The organism is Ferruginibacter sp. (assembly GCF_049840995.1).
GTDB lineage: Bacteria > Bacteroidota > Bacteroidia > Chitinophagales > Chitinophagaceae > Ferruginibacter.
Genome location: NZ_JASGIP010000001.1, coordinates 178,782 through 201,463, shown reverse-complemented (window position 1 = coordinate 201,463; position 22,682 = coordinate 178,782). Strand labels below are relative to the sequence as shown.

The following is a 22,682-nucleotide window of genomic DNA, read 5'->3' as shown; positions in this document are numbered from 1 at the left end:
TAGTGCCTGCGGCACAGAAATGAGGCCACAAAGGCACTAAGACACGAAATAAAAAATAAGATTTTTCTTTGAACCTTTGTGGCTAATTTACTTGCCTGTCGAAGACAGTTAATAACCTGATCCGGTGTTTGAACCAATTACACAAAATTGTTAACACACAAAAATCAGTTTATTAATTATGTACACCACATTAACTGAAAGAGAAGAATTACTGGGTAAAGAAATTGTAAATGCAGCATATAAAGTGCATAGAGAACTTGGCCCGGGGTTATTAGAAAAAATTTATGAAGCCTGTCTTTATTATGAATTGCAAAAGAAAGGGATACCGTGTAAAAGACAGGCTGAGATACCATTTCTTTATGATGGACAAAAATTTGATGAGGGATTGCGAACGGATGTTTTAGTAGATGAACTTGTAATTTGTGAATTGAAAGCGGTTGAAATTATTAATCCACTTTGGAGTGCTCAAATAATCAGTCATTTAAAATTAACTAAACTCCGCCTGGGTTATCTTATCAATTTTAATGTTCCCTTAATAAAAAATGGAATAAAAAGATACATCAATTAACACTTGAAATCTTATATCTCATAATAACACTTTAGTGTTATCCCATAGTGTCTTCGTGACTTCGTGGCTAAAATTCCTTCGTAGTAAAAAATAAAAGATGAATAACATTAAAACATTAGGAGAATTAAAAAAGAGCGGTTACGTACCCAAAAGCATTAAACAGGAGATCCGGGACAATCTTATTTTGAAGATCCAATCAAAGGAAGATCCTTTTCCGGGCATACTGGGTTATGAAGATTCGGTGATACCCGATACGGAAAGGGCTTTATTATCGCAGCACAATATTTTGTTTTTGGGTTTACGTGGCCAGGCAAAGACCCGTATGGCAAGACAAATGGTGGCGCTGCTGGATGAATACATTCCTTACGTGGAAGGCAGTGAGATCAATGATGATCCGTTGCGGCCCATGTCGAAATACGCGGTGGACCTTATCGCGGAAAAAGGCGATGCTACGCCTATTGCATGGCTGCACCGCAGCGAACGTTATGGTGAAAAGCTGGCCACGCCCGATGTAAGCGTAGCGGATCTTATCGGTGATATCGATCCCATCAAGGCCGCCAATCTTAAACTGAGCTTTGCTGATGAAAGGGTATTGCATTACGGTATCATTCCCCGCAGCAACCGCTGCATATTCGTGATCAATGAATTACCCGACCTCCAGGCGAGGATACAGGTATCGTTATTCAATATACTGGAAGAAGGCGACCTGCAGATACGGGGCTTTAAACTGCGTTTACCCCTCGATGTTATGTTTGTATTTACCGCCAACCCCGAGGATTATACCAACAGGGGCAGCATTGTAACACCGCTAAAAGATCGTATTGAAAGCCAGATACTCACCCACTATCCCAAAAGCATTGAAACATCACTGGCTATCACCGAACAGGAAGCAGGCAGCAGCGAAGATCAACTGCAAAGGGTAAAAGTAAGCGACCTTATCAAACGGTTGATAGAGCAGGTAGCATTTGAAGCAAGGGGCAGCGAGCTGGTGGATAAAAAAAGTGGTGTGAGTGCAAGATTGACTATCAGTGCCTACGAAAATGCAGTAAGTGCCGCAGAAAGAAGGGCCATCATCAACAATGAAAAAGAAACGCAGGTTTGGCTGAGCGACCTGGTTGGTATTATCCCATCTATTACCGGTAAAATTGAGCTGGTGTACGAAGGCGAACAGGAAGGCCCTTACCAGGTGGCTTTTAATTTGCTGGAAAGAGCGATCCGCACACAGTTTGGTGTTTACTTCCCAAATCCTGACAGTTTAAAGAAAAAGAAAGCGAAGGAAGCCAGCAATCCTGATGATAATCCATACCGTGCCATTACCCGCTGGTTTGATGCAGGCAATACACTTAACAATTTTTTTGAAACAAAAGATGATGATAAAATACAGTTATTGTACAAAGTAGATGGCCTGCATGCGCTGGTTAAAAAATATTTTAAAACAGCCAATGATAAAGAGAATGCATTGTTGATGGAATTTGTTTTGCATGGACTGGCTGCACATTCGCTCATCAGTAAAAAAGTACTGGAAGGTAAAATAGAATTTAAAGACCTGATGGGCAGCATGCTCAATATCGGCAGCCAGCATTTTGGAGAAGATGATTTTAATGAAGAGGATTTTAATTAAGTAGGTTATAAAAAATGCCGCTATTTCAAGCGGCATTTTTATGTATACAGTTTTATTTTATTTAACCAGCAATCCCAGTTTTACTCCAAAGGTTAAAGACAAAGATGGACTTCTGCCTGCACGGGCATTGGCATAATTAAATGCCGCTTCATTATTAAGATCAGGATAAGTATTGTTGAGGTATTGATAAGTATTCTTTTTTATTATCAAAACCATAGCCAAGTCCTTCATACAGGTCTAATACCAACTTGTTGCCGAACACCCATTGCCTGCCCACTTCTATCTGCAAGGCGCAAAAAGTAACTTTTTGTTTACTTACTTCATACACGCTGCCGGTCTTTTCTGTCACCATATTTTCTGAATAATGCCCCAGGTAGATCACGGGTTTTATATAGGTCCCCTGCATAAGATGTGACATCCTGGATCTTCCGAAGAAAATAAAATCGGGTAATTTGCCAAACTTATATCCACCGGAAACAAAGGCCCCCGCCTGGTTACGCTTAACATTTTGTAGTTGCGAATTGTAGTAAGACAGTTGTTCTGTTTTTCCTAAGCCTATGATGCCGACAGAAAACTCCATACTTTTTCCCACACCTAAATTCTTTTCATAACCCAATTCGGTAAAGCCATACAGGGGAGAAAAAAAGTTGATCTTGACCGCTTTTCGTGCCTGGCCTTCATACGCTTCAATATCTTTGAAATCATCCTGGAAGGTTTGTGTTCTGCCGTCGGCGAAGACGATCTTTTTAATGCGGTCTGTTTCCAGTATATAAACTGGCCCATCAGGATCATTGAATTCCCGGTATTTAATTTCGGCGGGACCTATTTCTAATACTTTGGCTTCAATGACCTTTCCGTTTTTACGGTAAATTTTATCCTGTGCTTTTGTGATCTGGCAACAAAAGATCAATAGGGTAATTACAACGATGATTTTTTTCATACAGTCATGGTTTTGGTTTATGATTAAACCAAAGAGTACTGTATTTTATTTACTGCTGCCTTGCAATTTGTTAAATAATGTTAACTTCTCTTTCCAGTGTTACACTAAACTTTTGTAGTACGCTTGCTATAATTTCTTCGCTTAAAGCATATATTTCATCTCCTTTTGCAGTACCATAATTCACCAGTACCAATGCCTGTTTTGCGTGGCAACCTGCATCGCCCTTGCGATAACCTTTCCAGCTCACCGAGTCGTTTGGACCGCATTGCTCAATTAACCAGCCTGCCGCCAGTTTTACATTACCACTCGGCAGCTGATAACCCACTATTGCAGGGAATTGTTTTTGTAAAACATCGAAGCTGTTCTTATCGATCTCAGGATTTTTGAAAAAGCTGCCGGCATTGCCGATCACAGCGGGATCGGGTAATTTGGAAGAACGGATATGTATCACTGCATCCGAAATGGCTTTGATGCTTAATTCCTGAACACCCATTTTTTCCAGCTCCTGCTCTATTGCGCCGTAAGAAGTATTAAATACCGGTTTTTTATTCAGCCGGTAAGTAACACTGGTGATCACAAACTGGTTTTTGAATTGCTTTTTGAAAACACTTTCGCGGTAGCCAAAGTTGCAATCATTCAAATTAAAGGTCACCATTCTTTTTTCATGCAGGTGAAATGCTTCGAGTGAATAAAATATATCTTTTATTTCCACACCATAAGCGCCGATGTTCTGCATGGGGCTGGCGCCTACGTTTCCGGGTATCAGCGAAAGATTTTCAATGCCAGCCAGGTTATTATTAATACAGTATAAAACAAACTGGTGCCAGTTCTCCCCCGCCCCTGCTTTTATATATACATGCGCTTCATCCTCCTGTACTTTTTCTATCCCTTTGATCCCGTTCTTTAAAACTATTCCATCAAAATCTTTAGTGAACAGCATATTGCTGCCGCCACCCAGCACCAGGATATTTGTTTGATTTTTTTGCGCTTTAGCTCTTACATCATCATACTGTAATAATTGGCCCAGTTCATCAACAGAACTGAAGGCTGCAAAATATTTTGCCTTTGCATCTATCCCGAATGTGTTGAATCCTTTCAGCGATATTCCAGACTGCACTTTCATTATTAATTACTGATTATTCATTATTAATTCGTATCAACGTCGGCTATTACCTGTACGCTTTTATACATTTTTTCGCCCTGCAATAAATTGATATGATTGCGGATAACCCTTTTGTAGGTCATGCTCATACCCGGCTCTTTGGGCAATTTGATCAGTATCTCTGCAAGGTATTGATCCCTTATACGGTTGATCACCGGCGCTGCAGGTCCTACAATATAATCTTTCAGATCCTGTCTTAGTAATGCAGCCAGTTTATCCGCAGCATTATCCACGGTGTTCTTATCCTTATGCTTTAAAGTTAATAAAACTACACGGCTGAAAGGAGGATAAAAGAATTCTTTTCGGTTAATGATCTCGTTCTCGTAAAAAGTTTTGTAATCGTGCTGCTGCACCAGTTGCAATACAGGATGTTTTACATTGGTGGCCTGTATCACCACTTTGCCTTGTGCATTCTTACGTCCTGCCCTGCCGCTCACCTGTTCCATCAATTGAAAGGCCCGTTCATTCACCCTGAAATCGGCGAAGCTTAATAACCCATCCGCATCCAATATTCCTACTAAACTCACTTTATCAAAATCCAAACCTTTTACCACCATTTGCGTGCCTACTAAAATATCCAGCCGGTGCTGTTCAAATAATTGTATCAGGTTGTCGTGCGCTTTTTTTCCGCGTACACTATCCACATCCATTCTCGCCACTTTGTACTTTGGAAAATCTTCTTCCAGTTGCTCTTCAATTTTTTCGGTACCAAAGTTTTTCTCCTGCCAGTTGTTGCTGCCGCATGCGGGGCAGGTGACTAATTTAGGGTACTGGCTGCCGCAATAATGGCAATGCAGTTTATTACTGTATTTATGCAACGTGAGTGATACCGAACAATGTGTGCATTGCGGTATAAAACCACAGGTACCGCAGATCAAATAAGGATTATACCCTCTCCTGTTCTGGAATAATATCACCTGTTTACCTCCGTCCAGCGCCTGCTCCATTGCTTCCTTCAGTTGCGGACTGATCATTACTTTTCCCTTTTGCGCTACCTGCCTTACGTTCACAATATCAATGGCAGGCAGGTTAATGCCGCCGAATCTTTCCTTCAGTTCCACTAATGCATATTTATCATTGGTGGCATTATAATAACTTTCCACCGAAGGCGTGGCGCTGCCTAACAATACCTGTGCATTAAAAAGATGCGCATAATAAATGGCCGCATCTCTTGCATTATACCGTGGTGATGGATCCTGTTGTTTATAAGATGCATCATGTTCTTCATCCACTATTATCAAACCCAGTTCTTTAAATGGCAGGAATAAAGCGCTTCTTGCACCCAATACCATTTTTATTTCGCCTGTTCTTACTTTATTCCACAGTTCTATACGTTCGTTATCATTGAATTTGGAATGATAGATAGCTATATTACCGCCAAAATGTTTTTGCAGGCGGCGTATGATCTGTGCAGTAAGCGCTATTTCCGGCAACAGGTACAGTACCTGCCTGCCTGCTTTAAAATACTGCTCCATCAGTTTTACATACACCTGCGTTTTACCGCTGCCCGTTACGCCATGCAGTAAGCAGACAGCTTTATCTTCAAAACTTTTTATCACCGCATCGCTGGCCTGTTGCTGTGCCTCATTGAATTCAAAATCTATTTCCACATTGCGGGGCAAGGTCTTTATCCTGTCCATACTTCTTTTTTCCACCCACAATATATTTTTATCTGTCAGTCCTTTTAACTGCGCAGCAGTGGCACCGGATTTTTTCAGCAGTTCGGTTTGCAGCACATCAGCTTCCTGCTTTTCCAGGTGCAGGTAGGCCAGCAGCAATTCCATTTGCTTGGGAGCGCCTTTCCAGTCATTCAGTTTTTTGCTCAATTCTTCTTCGTTATTAAAAGCAGGATTGAGTATCACGTAATTCTCTTTCTTTGCCTTGTACCGTTCATCCAGGCTTTCCCATACCAGGCATACTTTTTTCTCGATCAGTTTTTTTATTACGGGATAAACATGGTTGATGTCCAGTATCTGCTGTACTTCGGATAAGCGCAGTTCTTTTTTTATCAGCAGGGCTTCGGCCACTAAAAACTCTTCGTCACCCAAATGCGAAAAATCATCGCCGGCTTCTTCATTGTATAATAATATGGTCTCGCTGCTTAATTTAAAATGCGCCGGTAAGGCAGCTGCCATCACTTCGCCTTCGGTGCACATATAATATTGTGCCATCCATTGCCATAACTGTAATTGCTGCGGGTATACAATGGCTTCATCGTCCAGCACGTTCAGCAAGGGTTTGGTTTGATAGCCGGGCTCTTTATCAATAATACTTTTAACAACACCCGCATATTTCTTATTCTTCAGTTCCACTTCGGCCCTGCAACCCGGTTTTACTTTTGCTAAAAATTCAGTGGGAATAGCATAGGTATAAGTTTGCGGCAATGCCAACGGCAATATCACTTCGGCCCAAAAGCCGGAGGATTGTTCAGTGAATAATATGTTGGGGGAAGATGTCAGAGTTGAAAGTTTATAATTGAAAGTTCAAAGTTGATAATTTAAAGTCTAAAGTTGTGCTACATTCACTACTCACCATTCACTACTCACGTTTTACGATCCAGCTCGCCTTATACGCCACCAGTTTTTCTTCCATCACTTTATATACTTTATCTTTTAACGTTTTTACATCCTTAATGGTTAAACCTTCTACCGGTATTTCTTCTAAATAAACAATTCTTGACCTGCCGGGAGTGAATGAAAGCAGGCTGTTATAATTATTCCGGTCGTAGGCATCTAAAAACAAAATAGGTTTAATGGGCGTTTGTGTTTCTATCGCTATGCGGAATGCACCATCATAAAATTCTTTTAAAGGCTGGTGTGTCATATTAAAAGTTCCTTCGGGACTGATGATGATGGATATGCCTTTTCGGATGATGCTTTTTAACTGCAGCACACTTTTAGCACGGTTGGCGGCGCTGTTGCGGTCCACCAGCACTACGGTATTGCGGTACAAAAAACCAAACACCGGCACTTTGGCCAGTTCGGCCTTGCCCAACACCCGGAATTGCTGTTTACGGATGGCCTTCATTAAAAAAGGAATATCGAGGTAAGCGATGTGATTGAATACAAATACATACTGTTTTTGGTGATCCAGCGGACTCTCATATATATATTGGTGCCGGATGCCGATCATGAAAAGGAAGAAATCGGCCCAGAGATGGCAAAGCATATATATAAAGTTGCCCCCCTTTATTTTACCAAAAAACGAGGCCACCACCACCAGCGGGAATATGAGTACCAGGAAGGATACAAATATTATAATGGCGTAAATGCAGTAAATAACCTGTATAAAACGGAGAAAATAGCGCATACTGGCCTGCGAAGATAGCCTGTTTAGGGCCTATATTTGCGCCCGGAACACTGGTTTTCAGGCAATAATGCCGGTTTTGTCCCCAAAAACCCTGTTTTAGTGGATATATTTTTCTGCTTTACTGTTAAAATTTCCGCGTAAAACCCTTACCTTTGCCGTCCTAAATTTGGGATATTTATGTTAGCAGTAGTAAAAATAGCAGGTCAGCAATTTAAAGTTAAAGCAGGCGACAGCTTATATGTGCCTCACATTGCAGGTAAAACCGGCGACCAGGTTGAATTTGCAGATGTATTAATGACAGACAGCGACGGTACCGTTGCTGCAGGTTCAGCAGTAAAAGCTGTGGTTAAAGCTGAAATCATCAGCGACCTGATCAAAGGCGACAAAGTGATCGCTTTTAAAATGAAAAGGAGAAAAGGTTTCCGTAAAAAACACGGTCACCGTACACAGTACACTCACATTAAAGTAACAGCAATAGCATAATTGTTAATTGGTTTAATGGTTAAATTGTTTATTAGTAAAAACATTTTAACTATCGCACACCAATAAACTATTAAGCTAATTAACTAATAAACAATTTCACATGGCACATAAAAAAGGTGAAGGTTCCGTAAAAAACGGCAGGGATTCACAAAGCAAAAGATTAGGCGTAAAAATTTATGGTGGTCAACCTGCATTAGCTGGTAACATCATCATCCGTCAACGCGGTACAGTTTATCATCCTGGTAAAAATGTTGGTGTTGGAAAAGACTTTACCATCTTTGCATTAACAGATGGTTTGGTTGAATTCAGAAAAAGCAAAGGAGATAAAACGATCGTTTCTGTTAGCGCCGTTGAGGCGACCGCTTAAAAAATTTTTAATTTTTTTTGTTAGTTAAAGAAATATTTCTATTTTTAAGTATTATTTACTAACCAATTAAATTTTAAAAAAATGGCAACAAAGAAAAAAGCTGCAAAAAAAGCTGCTCCTAAAAAGGCTGCAAAAAAAGCTGCTCCTAAAAAAGCTGCAAAAAAAGCTGCTCCTAAAAAAGCTGCAAAGAAAGCTGCTAAGAAAAAGTAAGCTTTGCTTTTTAAAGCAAAAAAATACGGAAGCCCTGGTAATTTTACCGGGGCTTTTCTTTTGAAACCTGCGCCAGTACTGTATTTCAGCGTATCGCATTTTCAGCGCCCCGCTCTTCTTTCAATACTATTCTTTACTGCATTTTTTACCTTGTTGTAAAAACAACCTCACTAATAAAAACCATTTTTATTTTTTTGTTGCAAGTGTATTCAACAAAAAAAATGCGCTTGCTATCATAAAAAAGCAGTTATGATCTGCCCGCTTTTTTAGAAAATGGCGGCTCCCCTATTTTTGATTTTATTACTTTTGAAACATGGACAATTACCAGATAGCAGAAAATTTTACGCTTTTAAGCAAATTAATGGACATCCATGGCGAAAATAGTTTTAAGGCAAAAACCTATGCTATTGCAGCCTATCATATAGAAAATTTAACAGAACAGTTAAGTAATACGCCGGTTGAAAAAATTCCGGTGATAAAAGGTATCGGTGATTCAACCGGAAAAAAGATCATTGAATTACTGGAGACCGGTGAATTAAAAATATTACAGGAGATCATCAATAAAACGCCTGCAGGTGTTATTGAAATGCTGAACATAAAAGGCATTGGTCCAAAAAAAATTCATACGATATGGAAAGAGATGGAGATAGAAAGCATTGGTGAATTATTATATGCCTGCCAGGAGAACCGTTTAAAATTATACAAGGGTTTTGGTGAAAAAACGCAACAGAACATTATTGAGACCATTGAATATTACCTGCACAACCAGGGCAGTTACCTGTACCCGCAGGTGGAAGCTGTAGTACCGCAGGTAACCGCTTATCTTGAAAAATTATTTGGCGCGGCAAATGTTGCTTTAACAGGTGCGTTCAAAAGGCAACTGGAGATCATTGATGAGCTGGAATATGTTACCAATACAACCAATGAAGCAGCCAAGCCAAAATTTGTGAGCGCCAACCCGCCGGAGTTGCTGGAAGAAAAGCCCGGCAGCCTGCTGTACAAACTGCTGAACGGCCTGCGCCTGCGTTTGTATACAGGCACAGACAATTTTAAAAAACGTGCTTTTATCACCAGCGGCAGCAACGAATTTGCAGAAGCTTTTGAAAAACAGTTCCCGGCAATTGATTATGATAAGGATGACACAAGCATCTTTGAACAGGCCAAACTGCATTATATACCGGCCTGCGCAAGAGAAACTGCTGCTGTTATTGAAAAAGCAAAGACCACTGCAATACCAACATTGATACAGCCTGCAGACATCAAGGGCATCATTCACAGTCACAGTAACTGGAGTGATGGTAGTTATACATTGGAAGAAATGGCCAAAGCCGCCAAAGAAAAAGGTTTTGAATACCTCGTGATCAGCGATCACAGCAAGAGCGCCTTTTATGCGCAGGGCCTTACTGAAGAAAGGATTGCGGCACAGCAGCAGTATGTGAACGAGCTGAATGATAAACTCACCGGCTTTAAGATATTTAAAAGTATTGAGTGTGATATACTGAACGACGGCAGCCTGGATTATACCAATACCATCCTGTCCACCTTTGACCTGGTGATCGTTTCTGTGCACAGCAATTTAAAAATGAGCGAGGAAAAAGCGATGATGCGTTTGCTGAATGCTATTGAGAATCCTTACACTACAATACTGGGGCACATGACAGGAAGATTATTGCTGAGCCGCAAAGGCTATCCTGTGGATCATAAAAAGATCATCGATGCCTGCGCTGCCAACCACGTAGCTATAGAACTGAATGCACACCCCAGCCGCCTGGATATAGACTGGCGCCATATTGATTATGCACTCGAAAAAAATGTACTGATCTCTATTGACCCGGATGCACATACTATTGAAGGTTTTGATGATATTAAATATGGTGTGCTGGCTGCACAAAAGGCGATGGTAACGAAGGAGCAGAACCTGAGCAGCTTTGGGGTAAAAGAATTTGAAAGCTATTTGGAAAAAGTAAGAAGACTGAAAGGTATAAAATAATACGCAGCAGCTCTGCCTGACTCTTTGATGAAAGGTCGTTTACCCCGCCAACATTTCCCTAAATTTGAAACCTAAACCGCATATATGAAGAGATATTTTTTATTGCTTGTTATTACTGTTTCCTTTATTGCCAAAGGCTTTGCCGATGAGGGCATGTGGCTGCCGCAGCTGCTGGCCACGCTGAATGAAAAGGAAATGAAAAAAATGGGGATGAAGATCAATGCGTCTGATATTTACAACATCAGCAAGGGAAGTTTAAAAGATGCGATCGTAAGCTTTGGCGGTTTTTGTACTGCAGAAGTTATTTCGGATAAAGGTTTGCTGCTGACCAATCACCACTGTGGTTTTGATGCGATACAGAATCATTCTTCGATAGAACATAATTATATCCGGGATGGTTTTTGGGCCTATAACAATGGACAGGAACTGACCAATCCCGGTTTGTTCGCCACTTTCATCATCAGCATTGATGAGATCACTAAACAGGTGCTGAACGGTGTTACGCCGGCCATGGCGGAAAAAGAAAGACAGAGTATCATCGATAAAAATATCAATGAGTTCAAGAAGACCGTAAAAAAAGAAAGCTACCAGGATATTATCATCAAACCATTCTTTGATGGTAACAAGTATTTTTTATTTGTAACGGAAACTTATAAGGATGTGCGTTTGGTAGGCGCTCCTCCTTCTTCTATCGGTAATTTTGGCAAGGATTCTGATAACTGGATGTGGCCACGCCATACTGGTGATTTCAGTATGTTCCGCATTTACGCCGGTAAGGATAATAAGCCTGCCGATTATTCACCGGATAATGTGCCGTACAAACCTAAACGTTCTTTGAATATTTCTTTAGATGGTATGAAGGAAGGTGATTTTACGATGGTGTTTGGTTTTCCGGGTAAGACAATGGAATACCTGCCCTCCTCTGCCGTGGAACAAACCATGAAAGTAAGTGATCCTGCAAAGATCGGCATCCGTGAAAAAGCACTGGATGTACTGAATGTTTTTATGCGTAAGGATGAGAAGATAAAAATTCAGTATGCCGCTAAATATGCCAGTATTGAGAATGCTTATAAAAAATGGAAGGGTGAGATACTGGGTTTAAAAATTTCTGACGCAGTTAATAAAAAGAAAGAGCTGGAAGGCAGTTTTGAAAAACTGGTATTGTCGCAGCCCGCTATGAATGTGGCTTATGTTGACCTGCTGAAAAAACTGCAGCAGGCTTATACAGATATTGAACCGTATGGTTTTGCCCGTGATTATTATAACGAGATCACCACCAAAATAGAATTATTTACCATCGCCTCCAATGCCAATGGATTGGTATCTGCATTTAATAAAGACCAGGCAGCTTATAAAAAAGCATTACCCGAAACACTTGAAAAACTGGATGCATTGTTCGCAGAATATAACCCGGCGGTAGATCAGAAATTATTTGAAGTGCTGATGGAAATGTATGTGAAGGACCAGCAGCCCGGCAATGTTTCGCCACTGCTGAAAAAAATGCTGGCAGAGAATGGTAATGATTTTGCGACGCTTGCTAAATCATTGTATGCAAAAACCGCGTTCACTGATCCTGTTAAATTAAAGAACCTGCTCAACGGTATCGGCACCAATGGTACTGACCCGGTAACCAATGATGACGCCAGTGCGTTGGTGAATGATGTTGTTAAGACCTATATCACGAATATATCACCCAGGTTGAATGAATTGCAGGCGAATATTAACCAACTGCAACGTTTATATATGCAGGCGCAGATGGATGTGTTCACCCAAAAAGTTTTTTACCCCGATGCCAACAGCACTTTGCGGCTTACCTATGGCAATGTAAAAGGTTATGGCGCCAGGGATGCGGTTAAGTACGATTATTACACTTACCTGGATGGTGTGATGGAAAAATACAAGCCTGGTGATTATGAATTTGATGTACCACAGAAATTAATTGACCTGTACAATAAAAAAGATTTTGGCCCTTATGGCGTTAATGGTAAACAGCCGGTTTGTTTTATTGCGGCCAATCACACCACGGGTGGAAACAGCGGCAGCCCTGCACTGGATGCTTATGGCAATTTAGTAGGCTTAAATTTTGACCGGGTGTGGGAAGGCACCATGAGTGATATCAATTATGATAAGAATATCTGCCGTAATATCATGGTGGACATCCGCTACGTGCTGTTCATTATTGATAAATATGCCGGTGCAAAAAATATCATCAGTGAATTAAAACTGGTGAGCAAAAAGAAAAAATAAATATGCAATTCCGCGATGCATTACAAAGTGATCTGCCGGTGATCGTTGCCATCTACAACAGCACCGTAGAAGGCCGTATGGTCACCGCAGATACGTCGCCGGTAAGCGTGGAAAGCAGGCAGCAATGGTTTGAAGAACATACGCCGAACAAACATCCTTTGTGGATGGTGGAAGAAGCAGATGGTACGGTGATCGGCTGGGTAAGCCTGCAGGCATTTTATGGACGACCGGCTTATGATGCGACTGCTGAAGTGAGTATTTATTTACATCCTTCGCAACGCGGAAAAGGATATGGTAAAAAAATATTGCAGTATTGCATGGACAACGCTTACCGTTTTGCAATAACAAGATTGCTGGGTTTTATATTTTCGCACAACACACCCAGCCTGCAATTGTTTGCTGCACTGGGTTTTGAAGAATGGGGTAATTTAAAAGATATTGCCCAGATTGATGGCAGGGAAATTAGTGTTACAATTGTTGGAAAACGGTTGTAAATTTGCTGCATCCTTTAATCATTCCGCTTGCTCAATAAAAGATCATACATACATTTTTACAGGCTTTCTGCCTCCATGTCCATTATGATGAATGGCACATCGGTTCGTTACTGCATTTAAAATTATTCCGGGTTACGCTTAATAGCATTGCTGCTGTTGAACGGAGCGTCGCCACTGCTGCTGATCTGTGCAGCAAAGTTTGTTCAATAATATTCATTACACTATTCCTGCACTTTTAAAATGGTAAAGGAATTAAACATCATTATATGCAAATAGCAATATTAGGCGCCGGCATGGTAGGCCGCGCCATGGCAATCGATTCTTGTCCCTCATTTCAATGTTACTTCGTTTGATATCAGCGATGCTTCGCTGCATTTGTTGCAGCAAAAAAACAATGCAGTTAAAACTGTAAAGACAGATCTTGCTGATCACAATAGCTACAACGTTTTACTGAAAGATTTTGATTGGGTGATCAGTGCTGTGCCAGGCTTTATGGGTTATAAAACTTTAGAAGCCATCATCAATGCCGGTAAAAATGTGGTGGACATTTCTTTCTTTCCCGAAAATGCTTTGGAACTGGATGCGCTGGCCAAACAAAAAAACGTGACAGCCATTGTTGATTGCGGTGTAGCGCCGGGTATGAGCAATTTGATACTGGGTTATTATAATGCAATTATGAAGATCGATAGTTTTGAATGTATGGTAGGCGGTTTACCCAAAAAAAGGATCAAACCTTTTGAATACAAAGCGCCCTTCTCTCCTGTGGATGTGCTGGAAGAATATACCAGGCCGGCACGTTATATTGAGAACAGCAATATCGTTACCAAACCAGCATTAAGCGATGCGGAACTGGTAGATTTTAAGAACGTGGGTACACTGGAATCTTTTAATACGGATGGTTTGCGGAGCATTTTATTTACGATGGGACATATCCCGAATATGAAAGAAAAAACACTGCGTTATCCCGGTCATATCGACCTGATGAAAGGTTTGATAAAAGCAGGTTTTTTAAATACCACCGCAGTAAACTGCAAGGGACAAATGATCATTCCGATGGAGTTCACTTCTGCACTTTTATTCGATCAATGGAAGCTGGGTGTTGAGGAAGAGGAGTTTACTTTAATGACGATCGAGATAAAAGGCGAAGGCAAAACCATTCGTTATGAATTATACGACGAATACGACAGCGCAACACAAACCAGCAGTATGAGCCGTACCACGGGTTATACCTGCACTGCTGCATTAAATATGCTGATCAATGGGCTTTTTAGTGAAAAAGGTGTTTTTCCACCTGAGCTGGTGGGCAATAACCGTAATTGCTTTGATTTTATACTGGATTATTTAAAGGCCCGCAATATTGTGTACGCAAAAACAGCATATTAATAACAGGTCATTCACAATCTTTTATATTTAAAAACGGCTACATCTGGCACAGTTTGTTATTTTTGTGCCACTCATTTATATAATTATGAAATATAATTTGGCCCTGGCAGCAATTATTTTTTTAGCATCCTGCAATGGAGATAAGGATAAAACGGTGGTGGATGATACATTGCTTCCGAAAGAAACACCTAAGATCGCTTATAACATTGTGAATGTGTACCCGCATGATGGCGGTTCTTACACGCAGGGCCTGCAGGTATTTGACGGCAAATTATACGAAGGCACAGGAGACTATACCAACTCTGCATTGCAGGTGACCGATATCAAGACCGGTAAGATCGAAAAGAAACATAAGATCGGCAAAACAACCAACGACAGCACTTTTGGCGAAGGTATCAGTGTTTTTAAAGGCAAGATATACCAGCTTACCTGGAAGAGCCATGTGGTATATGTGTATGATCAAAATAATATTGACGCACCCGTTAAAACCTTTAACTGGCCTTACGAAGGTTGGGGCATGACGAATAATGGCACTGATCTTATTATAAGCGATGGCTCCTCCAACATTTATTTTGTAGACCCGGAAACTTTCAAGGTCAAGTCTACCATTGGTGTAACGGAAGATACCAAACCTGTAGAGTATTTAAACGAACTGGAATATATTGATGGCTTCGTGTATGCCAATGTTTACCAGTCGGATTATATTGTAAAGATCGATCCTGCAAGCGGCCATGTGGTGGGCAGAATGGAGTTCCAGGGCGTGATTGAAAAATATGCTCCTGATTATAAACCAGAGCCCAATGATGAAGTGTTGAATGGTATTGCCTACGACAGCACCAGCAAGAAACTATACATTACGGGTAAACGCTGGCCTAAAATGTTCGAGGTAAAACTGAATTAATTCTTAGAAATAATATAGATCACTGAACTGCATTTGCCTTTACTGCTTATGGCGTTCATATTAGAACGCAGGCCATTCCAGAAAGCTTTAAGGATATTACCGCTGCCAGTCTTATACTGCTCACTCAGCATGCTTACATAAAAACTATCGTACCACATAGGTCGTATCGTTTCCAGTTTTAAATTATATAAGGAGAGCAGTTTTTGCATGGATGCAGGCGAAAAATGATACAGGTGTCTTGGTACATCGTAAGCAGCCCAGCCGGCACCATATATCTCCGCATCTTTTGATGTATAGTTCGGTACGGCGATGAATACTTTTCCATCCGGTTTTATCAAAGCAGCCAGTTGTTTTATATATGCGTGCAGTTCGTGCACATGCTCCAGCACATGCCACATGGTAATGGCATTATAAGTTGCTGCAGGCAAGTGGAATAATTGCTGTGGCGGCATTGCTTCAATACCATACAATTCCTTTGCTTTCTGCCTTGCAGTATCATCCGGTTCCAATGCAGTAATGCTCCAGCCGGCAGCTTTCATGGTATTTAAAAATGCACCGGTGCCGCAACCGATATCCAGTATCTCGCCCTTACTCATGCCCACTTCCCTGCATACCAGTTCCTTCTTTTTATTCAAAGTGCGCTTACGCACAGCATGGTACAAACTGTTTACAAAACCTTTTTTAGTATCGCTGTGAGAAATGTAATTATCTGATTGGTAATAAGCGCCTATTTCGTTTTGTTCGGGAATATCCTGCGTGAACCTTGCTGTACAGTCTGCACAATGCCACACTGCAAATTCTTTTTGCGAAACAGTATGATCCTTTGCCGTTAATTGAGCTGCAATATTGGGAGATGAACAAACGGGGCAGTTACTGTAATGGATCATGAATTAAATACTTTATTGTGCAGGCACATCTTCTGTTGTGACAGTGGGTTTATTTTTTTTATCGTTAAAGAAAAGCAGCAACCCTATAACGCCACCGGTAACACACATATCGGCCACATTAAAAATGCCGGTGCGTAAACTGCCGATACCCAGGTTCATAAAATCGGTCACATGGCGGTCGAATAATATCCTGTCGATGATATTTCCTATACCACCAGAGAATATCATGGCTATAGAAAATATCTTCATCGTACTCATTTGCTGCAGGTGCATTACTGTGTACACAAATACAGCCAGCAATATCGCCAGGGGCAAAATGCTCAGCAACCAAAAACTGGCAGCTTTCGGCAGGTCATCGCCCAGGCTTAATGCGGCACCGGTATTTTCAACGTATTGCAGCCTCACCGTATCGTTCAGGTAAGTAATGGCGGGTTTATCTTTAAGATGTTGCTTGGCCAGGTCTTTGGTAAGCCGGTCGCAACCTATAAAAGCAAGGCAGCAAAAACAAAATAATATTGTCCTGGTCCACTTTTTCATGTATCAGATCGATTGGGTATTTCCAAACATTGCGGCAATGTTGTCGCTGTTCATATAAAGCAATATGGCAACCAGGGCGATCACTGCTATCACGATTGCCCATATCCACCAGCGGTCTTTTTTTATAGGCTCTTCGTTATAGTATTCGGTCATTACTGCAGTGGTGGTTTCCCTGTCTCCCACCAGCATATTATGTTCTGCCTTGGGATGTATCACTCTTTCAGCCCTTACCGGTTGTGCAAATGCTGCAGGCAGTGCATTGGCTTTGAATTTAATATTGCCGGAACCGTCTTTAAAAAATTCCCCCGCACCTTTTAATACCGCCGCCTGTTTATCATTGATTGCAGACCGTAATGCATTGCAGAAATTGCCCAGCATTTCAATGGCTGCTGTTATATCATTGCCGGTTTTAACAGCTATATATTGCAGCAGGTCGTTAGCTTCTGTTTCATTGGTATTAAAACTGATGTCCGGTAAAGGCGCTTTAATGGCTGTGTTCAGGAAATCGCCTTCCGCATTGCCGGTGGATATGGCAAGTGTGCCCAGCCCTGGTAAAGGGCATTGCTTATGCTGAAAAAGATATGATGTTACAAGGTGATCCATGTGCAGCTGCAAATATAAGCCAGAAAAGCGAGCCCCGCCAAAGCGGCGGGGCCCATCTGTATAAATAGTTGAATGATGTTGAAAGCAGGTTAAAAATTCACCCTTACACCACCCAGCACATTCAGCCCATACACTTCGTAATTGTGCCAGCGTGCATATTTGTTGTTAAGGATATTATTTACATCCAGCCATGCGCTGAACATTTTGGTTACTTTAAATTCCATGCCGGCGCTCAGGTCGGTACCGCCCCCAAATGAACGGGATACATTTCCTTTGTCAATATAATTGCCGCCACCAAACGCATAAAAATCTGCTTTCAGCATTACCTGTTTAAATGCCCACCAGCGTAAGGAGCTGGTCAATTCCATCGGCACGGTGTTCCAGGCTTTGCCATTGTTGTTGAAACCGGTATAACCATTTAAAGTAAGACCGGTGGTGAGGGAGAATTTATCCTGGTTGATATAGCTCAGGTCGCCATGAATGCGCAGGTTATTGCCCTTGGCTTCATACACTGTTTTAAATGCTTTGCCATCTTTGGCCGTATCATTGATGAACAGTGCAAAGTTGGTATAACTCAGCCAGCCTGCTTTTGCACTGAAGTTAAAGTGCTTGCCGATGGTTGCTTTTATACCGCCATAATATTCTATCTCCTTGGTATTGGTTTGCGATGCCAGCGTTTGCAGGTATGGATTGATGGCAGAAAGATTGCGGAAGGTATTTTTTATATAATTACCAACCCAACCCGCCTGTATCAAAAATACTTTTTCTTTTACATGCGCTTCTGCATATACATTGGGCAACCAAACAAATTTTCCGTTATCCCATGTAGGGGTGATACCCGCATTAAGGCTGAATATTGGTGATGCATAAGCCAGTGCCGGCGCCACCTGGAACACGTTGTTATTGATCTTTACATTTGAAGTAAGATCCTTGGTGGTATAAGAAGTGATATCTGCTTTTGCTTCCACTTTTAATGAAAACTCATCACCGAATTGTTTTTCTACCGGCGCATGCAATATCAGCGAACTTTCGCTCAGCCTGTTCTTATTCGTAAAGATGTCTACTTCCACATGCGGATCGTACCTGATACCGAACTCTCCCACCTTGGTATTGCGTATACCTGCTTTCAGGTTAATATCCTGGTACTGGTTACGGATGCTGTCTTTTTTATAATTATACAGTGTATGATCGTAGCCATATAAATAAGTATCAAACTGGCTGATATTAACGGCGCCATAAGCTTCATTCTTTGCAGTAAAATAACTACCGGTTCCTTTTAAATTCAGCTGTGAATAATCCTGGTATTTTATTTTTCCTTTAGAAGAAATATAATCAGCATACAGGTTCAGCAAACTTGTTTTGCCGTCTCCAAAACTAAAACCTGCACTTGCATAAGGCGTAGAGAAATTACCAAAACCGAGTTTAAGATAATTCCGGAGGCCCAGCTCCAGGCTGGTATCCTGTTGCAATGCCAATGGCTTAAGCGATATCGGTTGGTAAGAATAAAAAAGATTCTGTGCCGGTACCGTATAATTCATCTTAGGTTTACTGGTATCGGCATTCAGGTGCGATGCTGCAAAATTGATCTTTACTGCATTACGCAACACAGGCTTGTAAGAAGAAGTGATATCTATAGTAGTGCCTTTCTTCGTAGTATCCTTTTGTGCCGAAGCGCTGATGGACGACAGGCAGCACAGCAGCAGCACTATGGCCGTATGGAAAACAAACCTGTATGTTCTTTTGCCGAACAGTATCGTTTGAAAGTTGAACATTGAATATTTTTTATTTATGCTATCCATTTCAGTTGTGTTTATAATTTAAAAGTGGATCAGTATCCCTTTAAAGCTGGTTTAGAAATTAATTACCGGTTACTTTACTGTTTGCTTTTTCCTCTTCGGTTGCTTTATCCAGTTTTTGCTGTGCTTCATTTTTCAGTTCGGGTATCACTGAATTTTTAGCAACGCTTTCGTAAGTGGCTTTTGCATTAAAGTAATCTTTCTGCTGCATAAAAATATCACCCAGCAAAATGTATGATTTCGTTACCCAGTAATCGTAAGAGCCTGTTTCCTTGATCACCGCCAAGGCAGATTTTTCTGCCGTGCTTAAGTTGCCGGAAGTAAACTGGCAATTGGCGATCTCGTACCTTGCTTCTGCACCCCAGGAAGATTTATTGATGGCTGCGCATGATTTAAATGAACTGATGGCTGATGAACAATCATTTGCCAACTGTTGTGATTTACCCAACACCAGGAATGCAATGGATTTATCATCCGTACTGATACCTTTTTTGGTAAGTAAGGTCTTTGCTGTTTCGTTGGCGGTTGAATAATCTTTCAGCAGGTACTGGCATCTTACCAAACCTCTCAGCGCTTCTAAGATATTATCCTGGTTGGCACTACCGACAAGCAATGATTCGAAGTATTTTTTTGCCCCGGCATAATCCTTCAGTTCAAAGTAACTGATCTTCGCCGCTTCCAGGGTAGCCTTTTCAAAATAACGGTTCAAACCTTTGCTGTTGACGTATGCGTAACCTGTGAGCGCATTTTGCCAATCTTTATTCTTATTATAACATTCACTGCGGAAATAATTTGCTTCCAGTGCAAAAGCGCCGTTGGCATATTGCGACAGGTAATTATTGAAGCCGGTGATTGCCGCTGCACAATCGTTGGCATTGTATTTCAATTCTGCCGCACTGTAGGTGAGCGAATCTGCCTCGCTTACGGAAATATTCTTGCCATTCTTACGCATCAGTTCCACATAATCGTTCGGTTTGCCATCTTCTACGTAAATGCTTTTGATATTATCCAGTGCTTCATCTGCTTCCGGCGATTGCGGGTATTTCTGTATCAATGCCTGGTAATTATCCAGCGCTTCTTTATTCTTATTGATATTATAATAGCTCAATCCTAATTTTAAATAGGTAGTAGGTTTCAAACCACCTGCATCGGGCATATTTAAGATATTGCTTAAATAAGGGATCGCATCTGCAAATTTTTCATCCGCCATATAGGTATTCGCAATTTCCATATTTACATCCGGCACCAGGCTGCTTTTAGGATACTGGCGGGTAAGGGTGTTGAGTGTTTTGATCTTTTCGGATGAGCTCTTCACGCCTGCTATCATCGCTTTCTGGAAATAGGCATAGTCACTTTGCGGCAGGGCATTATTGATCACGTTATCGTACATGGTGTTGGCCTTTGCAAAATCCCTGTTCATGAAATAGCAATCGGCACTGCGTACATAGGCATCCTGCTCCATGGCCGGGGCGGTCACGCTAACGGTCTTGGTTACCTGCTCAAAGTAATTTAATGCCTGTTTGTAATTCTCTTTTTTCATCCAGCTGTAACCCAGGTTGTACCGGGCTGCCTGTGGTGTTGCTTCTCCCTGCGATGGCGCACTGCTTTGCAGGTAAGCGGTCATGTACTTGATGGCTTCATCATATTTTTCATTACGCAGCGCTATTTCTCCTTTCCAGAAATTGGCATAGGGTAATATGGAACCGGCATACTGGTCGGCCAGTACTTTGGTGAGCAATTCGTCTGCCCTTACTACCTGCTGATCGTTGATGTATTCCACTGCCCTGCCGAATAATATCCGTGGATATACTTTCTGCATCGCAACCGTTGGCTTACCCATCGATTCATACAATTTAAGCGCATCAGAAAAATTATTGGTATTGGCCAACAGCCCTACTAATAATTCCTTGGCTTCTGTTTCGTAATCGGAGTTGGGATAATCGGCCAGGAATTTTTTCATTTCATTCAAAGCAATATCCTGGTAACCGAGTTCGTAAGAAAGTTTGGCGTAAATAAAACGGGATACTTCCTGTTGTTTGGCATTGCTGTTATTGTATGCGCAATACTGGAAGGCATTCCTTGCATTTTCCTTCTGATTGGTCCTCAAATAACAATCGCCCAGCAAATACATACTGTTCTGCCCCATCGAATCCCGTTGGTTGCTCAGCTGCTTAAAACCTTCAATGGCTTTTGTAAGCTGGTTATCTACATAATAACAATAGCTGATCTCGTATAATACTTCTTTATCTACTTTATCAGTATTCTTTACATAGTACTCCAGCAAAGGCAATGCTTTGGCAAATTCTTTTCTTTCAAAATGCAACTGGCCCATCAGCAGGCGCATTTCTTTTTCATAAAATAAAGTGCCGCCCCTGGCCAGCACACTTTCTCCATACCGCAGCGCTTCATCTTTCTTATTCTGGAAGTAATAGATCTCGGCAATATAATAAGGCACCACGCCTTTGTATTCCTCCCGGGTCTCTACCAGTTTAAAAGCTTTCAACGCTTCTGCATACTGCCTGTCGTAATAACTTATAAAACCGTAATAATAATTAGCGGGGAAATAATATTTATTGTCGGGCAACTGGTGTATCTCATCAAATAAAGGTTTGGCTTCTTCAAACTGCTTTAGGTTAAAATAGCAATACGCTTTTTCAAATTTTGCATCGGCTATTTCTTCGTTGCTCAGGTTATCGAGGCCGGCCTTTTCGTAATATGTTATAGCATTGCTAAAATCTTCTTTTACAAAATAAAATTTTGCCAAATGGTGACTCATTAACTCCCGGCGGGGTTCGTTGCTCACCACATCGATATATTTTTTAGCGTCTTCTTCGGCTACGGGCTGCATCAGTTTCAGCTCGCAGGTGATGTAATAATAATTGATATCGTCGTTGATATAAGTATGATTGCTGATGCTGTTATCGGGGTTCTGTTCCTTCAGCTCTTTCAGCAATGGATACGCCAAAGCATACTGTTCTTTTACGAATAGTTCCTTGGCATCTTTGTATTTTTTTTCGGGGTCTGTAACCGCATGGGTTGGTTGTGCTGTTGCTGCAAGATAAAGCCCGGCACTAAAGAGCAGGGCGGTGAGTTTGTGTTTTATCATGTTGGTTAAATTCAGGGCTTGTTGCCAATTGTAAAATTAACTATAATGCCAGTTAAGCAAACACCGTTCCAGTTTTAT

At 41.3% G+C, this 22,682-nt stretch carries 19 protein-coding genes; 10 read left to right on the top strand and 9 right to left on the bottom strand.

The genetic code is table 11. The features are described 5' to 3' along the window. Positions 1 to 178: 178 nt before the first annotated feature. Both QM738_RS00970 and QM738_RS00965 read left to right on the top strand, forming a co-directional pair. Positions 179 to 568 carry a GxxExxY protein gene (locus QM738_RS00970; RefSeq protein WP_462274799.1) on the top strand — a complete coding sequence of 130 codons (390 nt, stop codon included), beginning with the start codon at positions 179 to 181 and terminating at the stop codon, positions 566 to 568. Between the two features lie 97 nt (positions 569 to 665). Beyond that, positions 666 to 2,189, top strand: a complete 1,524-nt coding sequence (locus QM738_RS00965) for an AAA family ATPase (protein WP_462274798.1) — start codon at positions 666 to 668, stop codon at positions 2,187 to 2,189. Between the two features lie 160 nt (positions 2,190 to 2,349). Here the strand turns inward: QM738_RS00965 and QM738_RS00960 are convergent, their stop codons facing one another. The 4 genes from QM738_RS00960 to QM738_RS00945 all read right to left on the bottom strand — a co-directional run bounded on the left by QM738_RS00960 (position 2,350) and on the right by QM738_RS00945 (position 7,600). Continuing rightward, complete coding sequence (locus QM738_RS00960) at positions 2,350 to 3,129, bottom strand: hypothetical protein (protein WP_462274797.1); 780 nt, start codon at positions 3,127 to 3,129, stop codon at positions 2,350 to 2,352. A gap of 70 nt (positions 3,130 to 3,199) precedes the next feature. Then, positions 3,200 to 4,252: a UDP-N-acetylmuramate dehydrogenase gene (gene murB, locus QM738_RS00955; protein WP_462274796.1), complete on the bottom strand. Its 1,053-nt coding sequence runs from the start codon at positions 4,250 to 4,252 to the stop codon at positions 3,200 to 3,202. A 23-nt stretch (positions 4,253 to 4,275) separates the two neighbouring features. Beyond that, positions 4,276 to 6,693 (bottom strand): replication restart helicase PriA, encoded by a 2,418-nt coding sequence (gene priA, locus QM738_RS00950; protein ID WP_462274795.1) that lies wholly within the window; start codon positions 6,691 to 6,693, stop codon positions 4,276 to 4,278. A 136-nt stretch (positions 6,694 to 6,829) separates the two neighbouring features. Continuing rightward, positions 6,830 to 7,600: a lysophospholipid acyltransferase family protein gene (locus tag QM738_RS00945; protein WP_462274794.1), complete on the bottom strand. Its 771-nt coding sequence runs from the start codon at positions 7,598 to 7,600 to the stop codon at positions 6,830 to 6,832. Between the two features lie 177 nt (positions 7,601 to 7,777). Here QM738_RS00945 and rplU point away from each other — a divergent pair, with 177 nt between their 5' ends. The 8 genes from rplU (at position 7,778) to QM738_RS00905 (ending at position 15,675) form a co-directional block, all read left to right on the top strand. Continuing rightward, positions 7,778 to 8,083, top strand: coding sequence for a 50S ribosomal protein L21 (gene rplU, locus QM738_RS00940; RefSeq protein ID WP_462274793.1), 306 nt, complete (start codon positions 7,778 to 7,780; stop codon positions 8,081 to 8,083). Positions 8,084 to 8,183: 100 nt separating this feature from the next. Next, positions 8,184 to 8,450 (top strand): 50S ribosomal protein L27, encoded by a 267-nt coding sequence (rpmA, locus tag QM738_RS00935; RefSeq protein WP_462274792.1) that lies wholly within the window; start codon positions 8,184 to 8,186, stop codon positions 8,448 to 8,450. Between the two features lie 81 nt (positions 8,451 to 8,531). Beyond that, positions 8,532 to 8,660, top strand: a complete 129-nt coding sequence (locus QM738_RS00930; RefSeq protein WP_430989759.1) for a hypothetical protein — start codon at positions 8,532 to 8,534, stop codon at positions 8,658 to 8,660. A gap of 313 nt (positions 8,661 to 8,973) precedes the next feature. Next, a complete protein-coding gene (locus QM738_RS00925; protein ID WP_462274791.1) occupies positions 8,974 to 10,650 on the top strand; it encodes a helix-hairpin-helix domain-containing protein in 1,677 nt (558 codons plus the stop codon). 84 nt (positions 10,651 to 10,734) lie between these two features. Continuing rightward, complete coding sequence (locus tag QM738_RS00920; protein WP_462274790.1) at positions 10,735 to 12,897, top strand: S46 family peptidase; 2,163 nt, start codon at positions 10,735 to 10,737, stop codon at positions 12,895 to 12,897. 2 nt (positions 12,898 to 12,899) lie between these two features. Then, on the top strand, positions 12,900 to 13,391 hold the full coding sequence (locus QM738_RS00915; protein WP_462274789.1) for an N-acetyltransferase family protein: 492 nt from the start codon (positions 12,900 to 12,902) through the stop codon (positions 13,389 to 13,391). Positions 13,392 to 13,709: 318 nt separating this feature from the next. Beyond that, entirely contained in the window at positions 13,710 to 14,774 is a 1,065-nt protein-coding gene (locus QM738_RS00910; RefSeq protein ID WP_462274825.1) for a saccharopine dehydrogenase family protein, read from the top strand. An 85-nt stretch (positions 14,775 to 14,859) separates the two neighbouring features. Then, a complete protein-coding gene (locus tag QM738_RS00905) occupies positions 14,860 to 15,675 on the top strand; it encodes a glutaminyl-peptide cyclotransferase (protein ID WP_462274788.1) in 816 nt (271 codons plus the stop codon). On the opposite strand, the gene QM738_RS00900 is transcribed toward QM738_RS00905, so the two are convergent. From QM738_RS00900 to QM738_RS00880, 5 genes are all read right to left on the bottom strand, one after another. Next, complete coding sequence (locus tag QM738_RS00900) at positions 15,672 to 16,562, bottom strand: class I SAM-dependent methyltransferase (protein ID WP_462274787.1); 891 nt, start codon at positions 16,560 to 16,562, stop codon at positions 15,672 to 15,674. The genes QM738_RS00905 and QM738_RS00900 overlap by 4 nt on opposite strands. A 12-nt stretch (positions 16,563 to 16,574) precedes the next feature. Beyond that, entirely contained in the window at positions 16,575 to 17,099 is a 525-nt protein-coding gene (lspA, locus tag QM738_RS00895; RefSeq protein WP_462274786.1) for a signal peptidase II, read from the bottom strand. 3 nt (positions 17,100 to 17,102) lie between these two features. Further along, positions 17,103 to 17,702, bottom strand: a complete 600-nt coding sequence (locus tag QM738_RS00890) for a hypothetical protein (RefSeq protein ID WP_462274785.1) — start codon at positions 17,700 to 17,702, stop codon at positions 17,103 to 17,105. 89 nt (positions 17,703 to 17,791) lie between these two features. Further along, the gene (locus QM738_RS00885; protein ID WP_462274784.1) at positions 17,792 to 19,501 is read right to left on the bottom strand and encodes a TonB-dependent receptor; all 1,710 of its coding nucleotides are present in this window, start codon (positions 19,499 to 19,501) and stop codon (positions 17,792 to 17,794) included. 58 nt (positions 19,502 to 19,559) lie between these two features. Then, the gene (locus QM738_RS00880; RefSeq protein WP_462274783.1) at positions 19,560 to 22,604 is read right to left on the bottom strand and encodes a tetratricopeptide repeat protein; all 3,045 of its coding nucleotides are present in this window, start codon (positions 22,602 to 22,604) and stop codon (positions 19,560 to 19,562) included. Between the last annotated feature and the right edge of the window lie 78 nt (positions 22,605 to 22,682).

Excerpts from the sequence above, each read along its gene's own strand:
- QM738_RS00970 (WP_462274799.1), top strand. The coding sequence starts at position 179 with ATGTACACCACATTAACTGAAAGAGAAGAATTACTGGGTAAAGAAATT.
- QM738_RS00965 (WP_462274798.1), top strand. The coding sequence starts at position 666 with ATGAATAACATTAAAACATTAGGAGAATTAAAAAAGAGCGGTTACGTA.
- QM738_RS00960 (WP_462274797.1), bottom strand. The coding sequence starts at position 3,129 with ATGAAAAAAATCATCGTTGTAATTACCCTATTGATCTTTTGTTGCCAG.
- murB (WP_462274796.1), bottom strand. The coding sequence starts at position 4,252 with ATGAAAGTGCAGTCTGGAATATCGCTGAAAGGATTCAACACATTCGGG.
- QM738_RS00945 (WP_462274794.1), bottom strand. The coding sequence starts at position 7,600 with ATGCGCTATTTTCTCCGTTTTATACAGGTTATTTACTGCATTTACGCC.
- rplU (WP_462274793.1), top strand. The coding sequence starts at position 7,778 with ATGTTAGCAGTAGTAAAAATAGCAGGTCAGCAATTTAAAGTTAAAGCA.
- rpmA (WP_462274792.1), top strand. The coding sequence starts at position 8,184 with ATGGCACATAAAAAAGGTGAAGGTTCCGTAAAAAACGGCAGGGATTCA.
- QM738_RS00930 (WP_430989759.1), top strand. The coding sequence starts at position 8,532 with ATGGCAACAAAGAAAAAAGCTGCAAAAAAAGCTGCTCCTAAAAAGGCT.
- QM738_RS00925 (WP_462274791.1), top strand. The coding sequence starts at position 8,974 with ATGGACAATTACCAGATAGCAGAAAATTTTACGCTTTTAAGCAAATTA.
- QM738_RS00920 (WP_462274790.1), top strand. The coding sequence starts at position 10,735 with ATGAAGAGATATTTTTTATTGCTTGTTATTACTGTTTCCTTTATTGCC.
- QM738_RS00915 (WP_462274789.1), top strand. The coding sequence starts at position 12,900 with ATGCAATTCCGCGATGCATTACAAAGTGATCTGCCGGTGATCGTTGCC.
- QM738_RS00905 (WP_462274788.1), top strand. The coding sequence starts at position 14,860 with ATGAAATATAATTTGGCCCTGGCAGCAATTATTTTTTTAGCATCCTGC.
- QM738_RS00900 (WP_462274787.1), bottom strand. The coding sequence starts at position 16,562 with ATGATCCATTACAGTAACTGCCCCGTTTGTTCATCTCCCAATATTGCA.
- lspA (WP_462274786.1), bottom strand. The coding sequence starts at position 17,099 with ATGAAAAAGTGGACCAGGACAATATTATTTTGTTTTTGCTGCCTTGCT.
- QM738_RS00890 (WP_462274785.1), bottom strand. The coding sequence starts at position 17,702 with ATGGATCACCTTGTAACATCATATCTTTTTCAGCATAAGCAATGCCCT.
- QM738_RS00885 (WP_462274784.1), bottom strand. The coding sequence starts at position 19,501 with ATGGATAGCATAAATAAAAAATATTCAATGTTCAACTTTCAAACGATA.
- QM738_RS00880 (WP_462274783.1), bottom strand. The coding sequence starts at position 22,604 with ATGATAAAACACAAACTCACCGCCCTGCTCTTTAGTGCCGGGCTTTAT.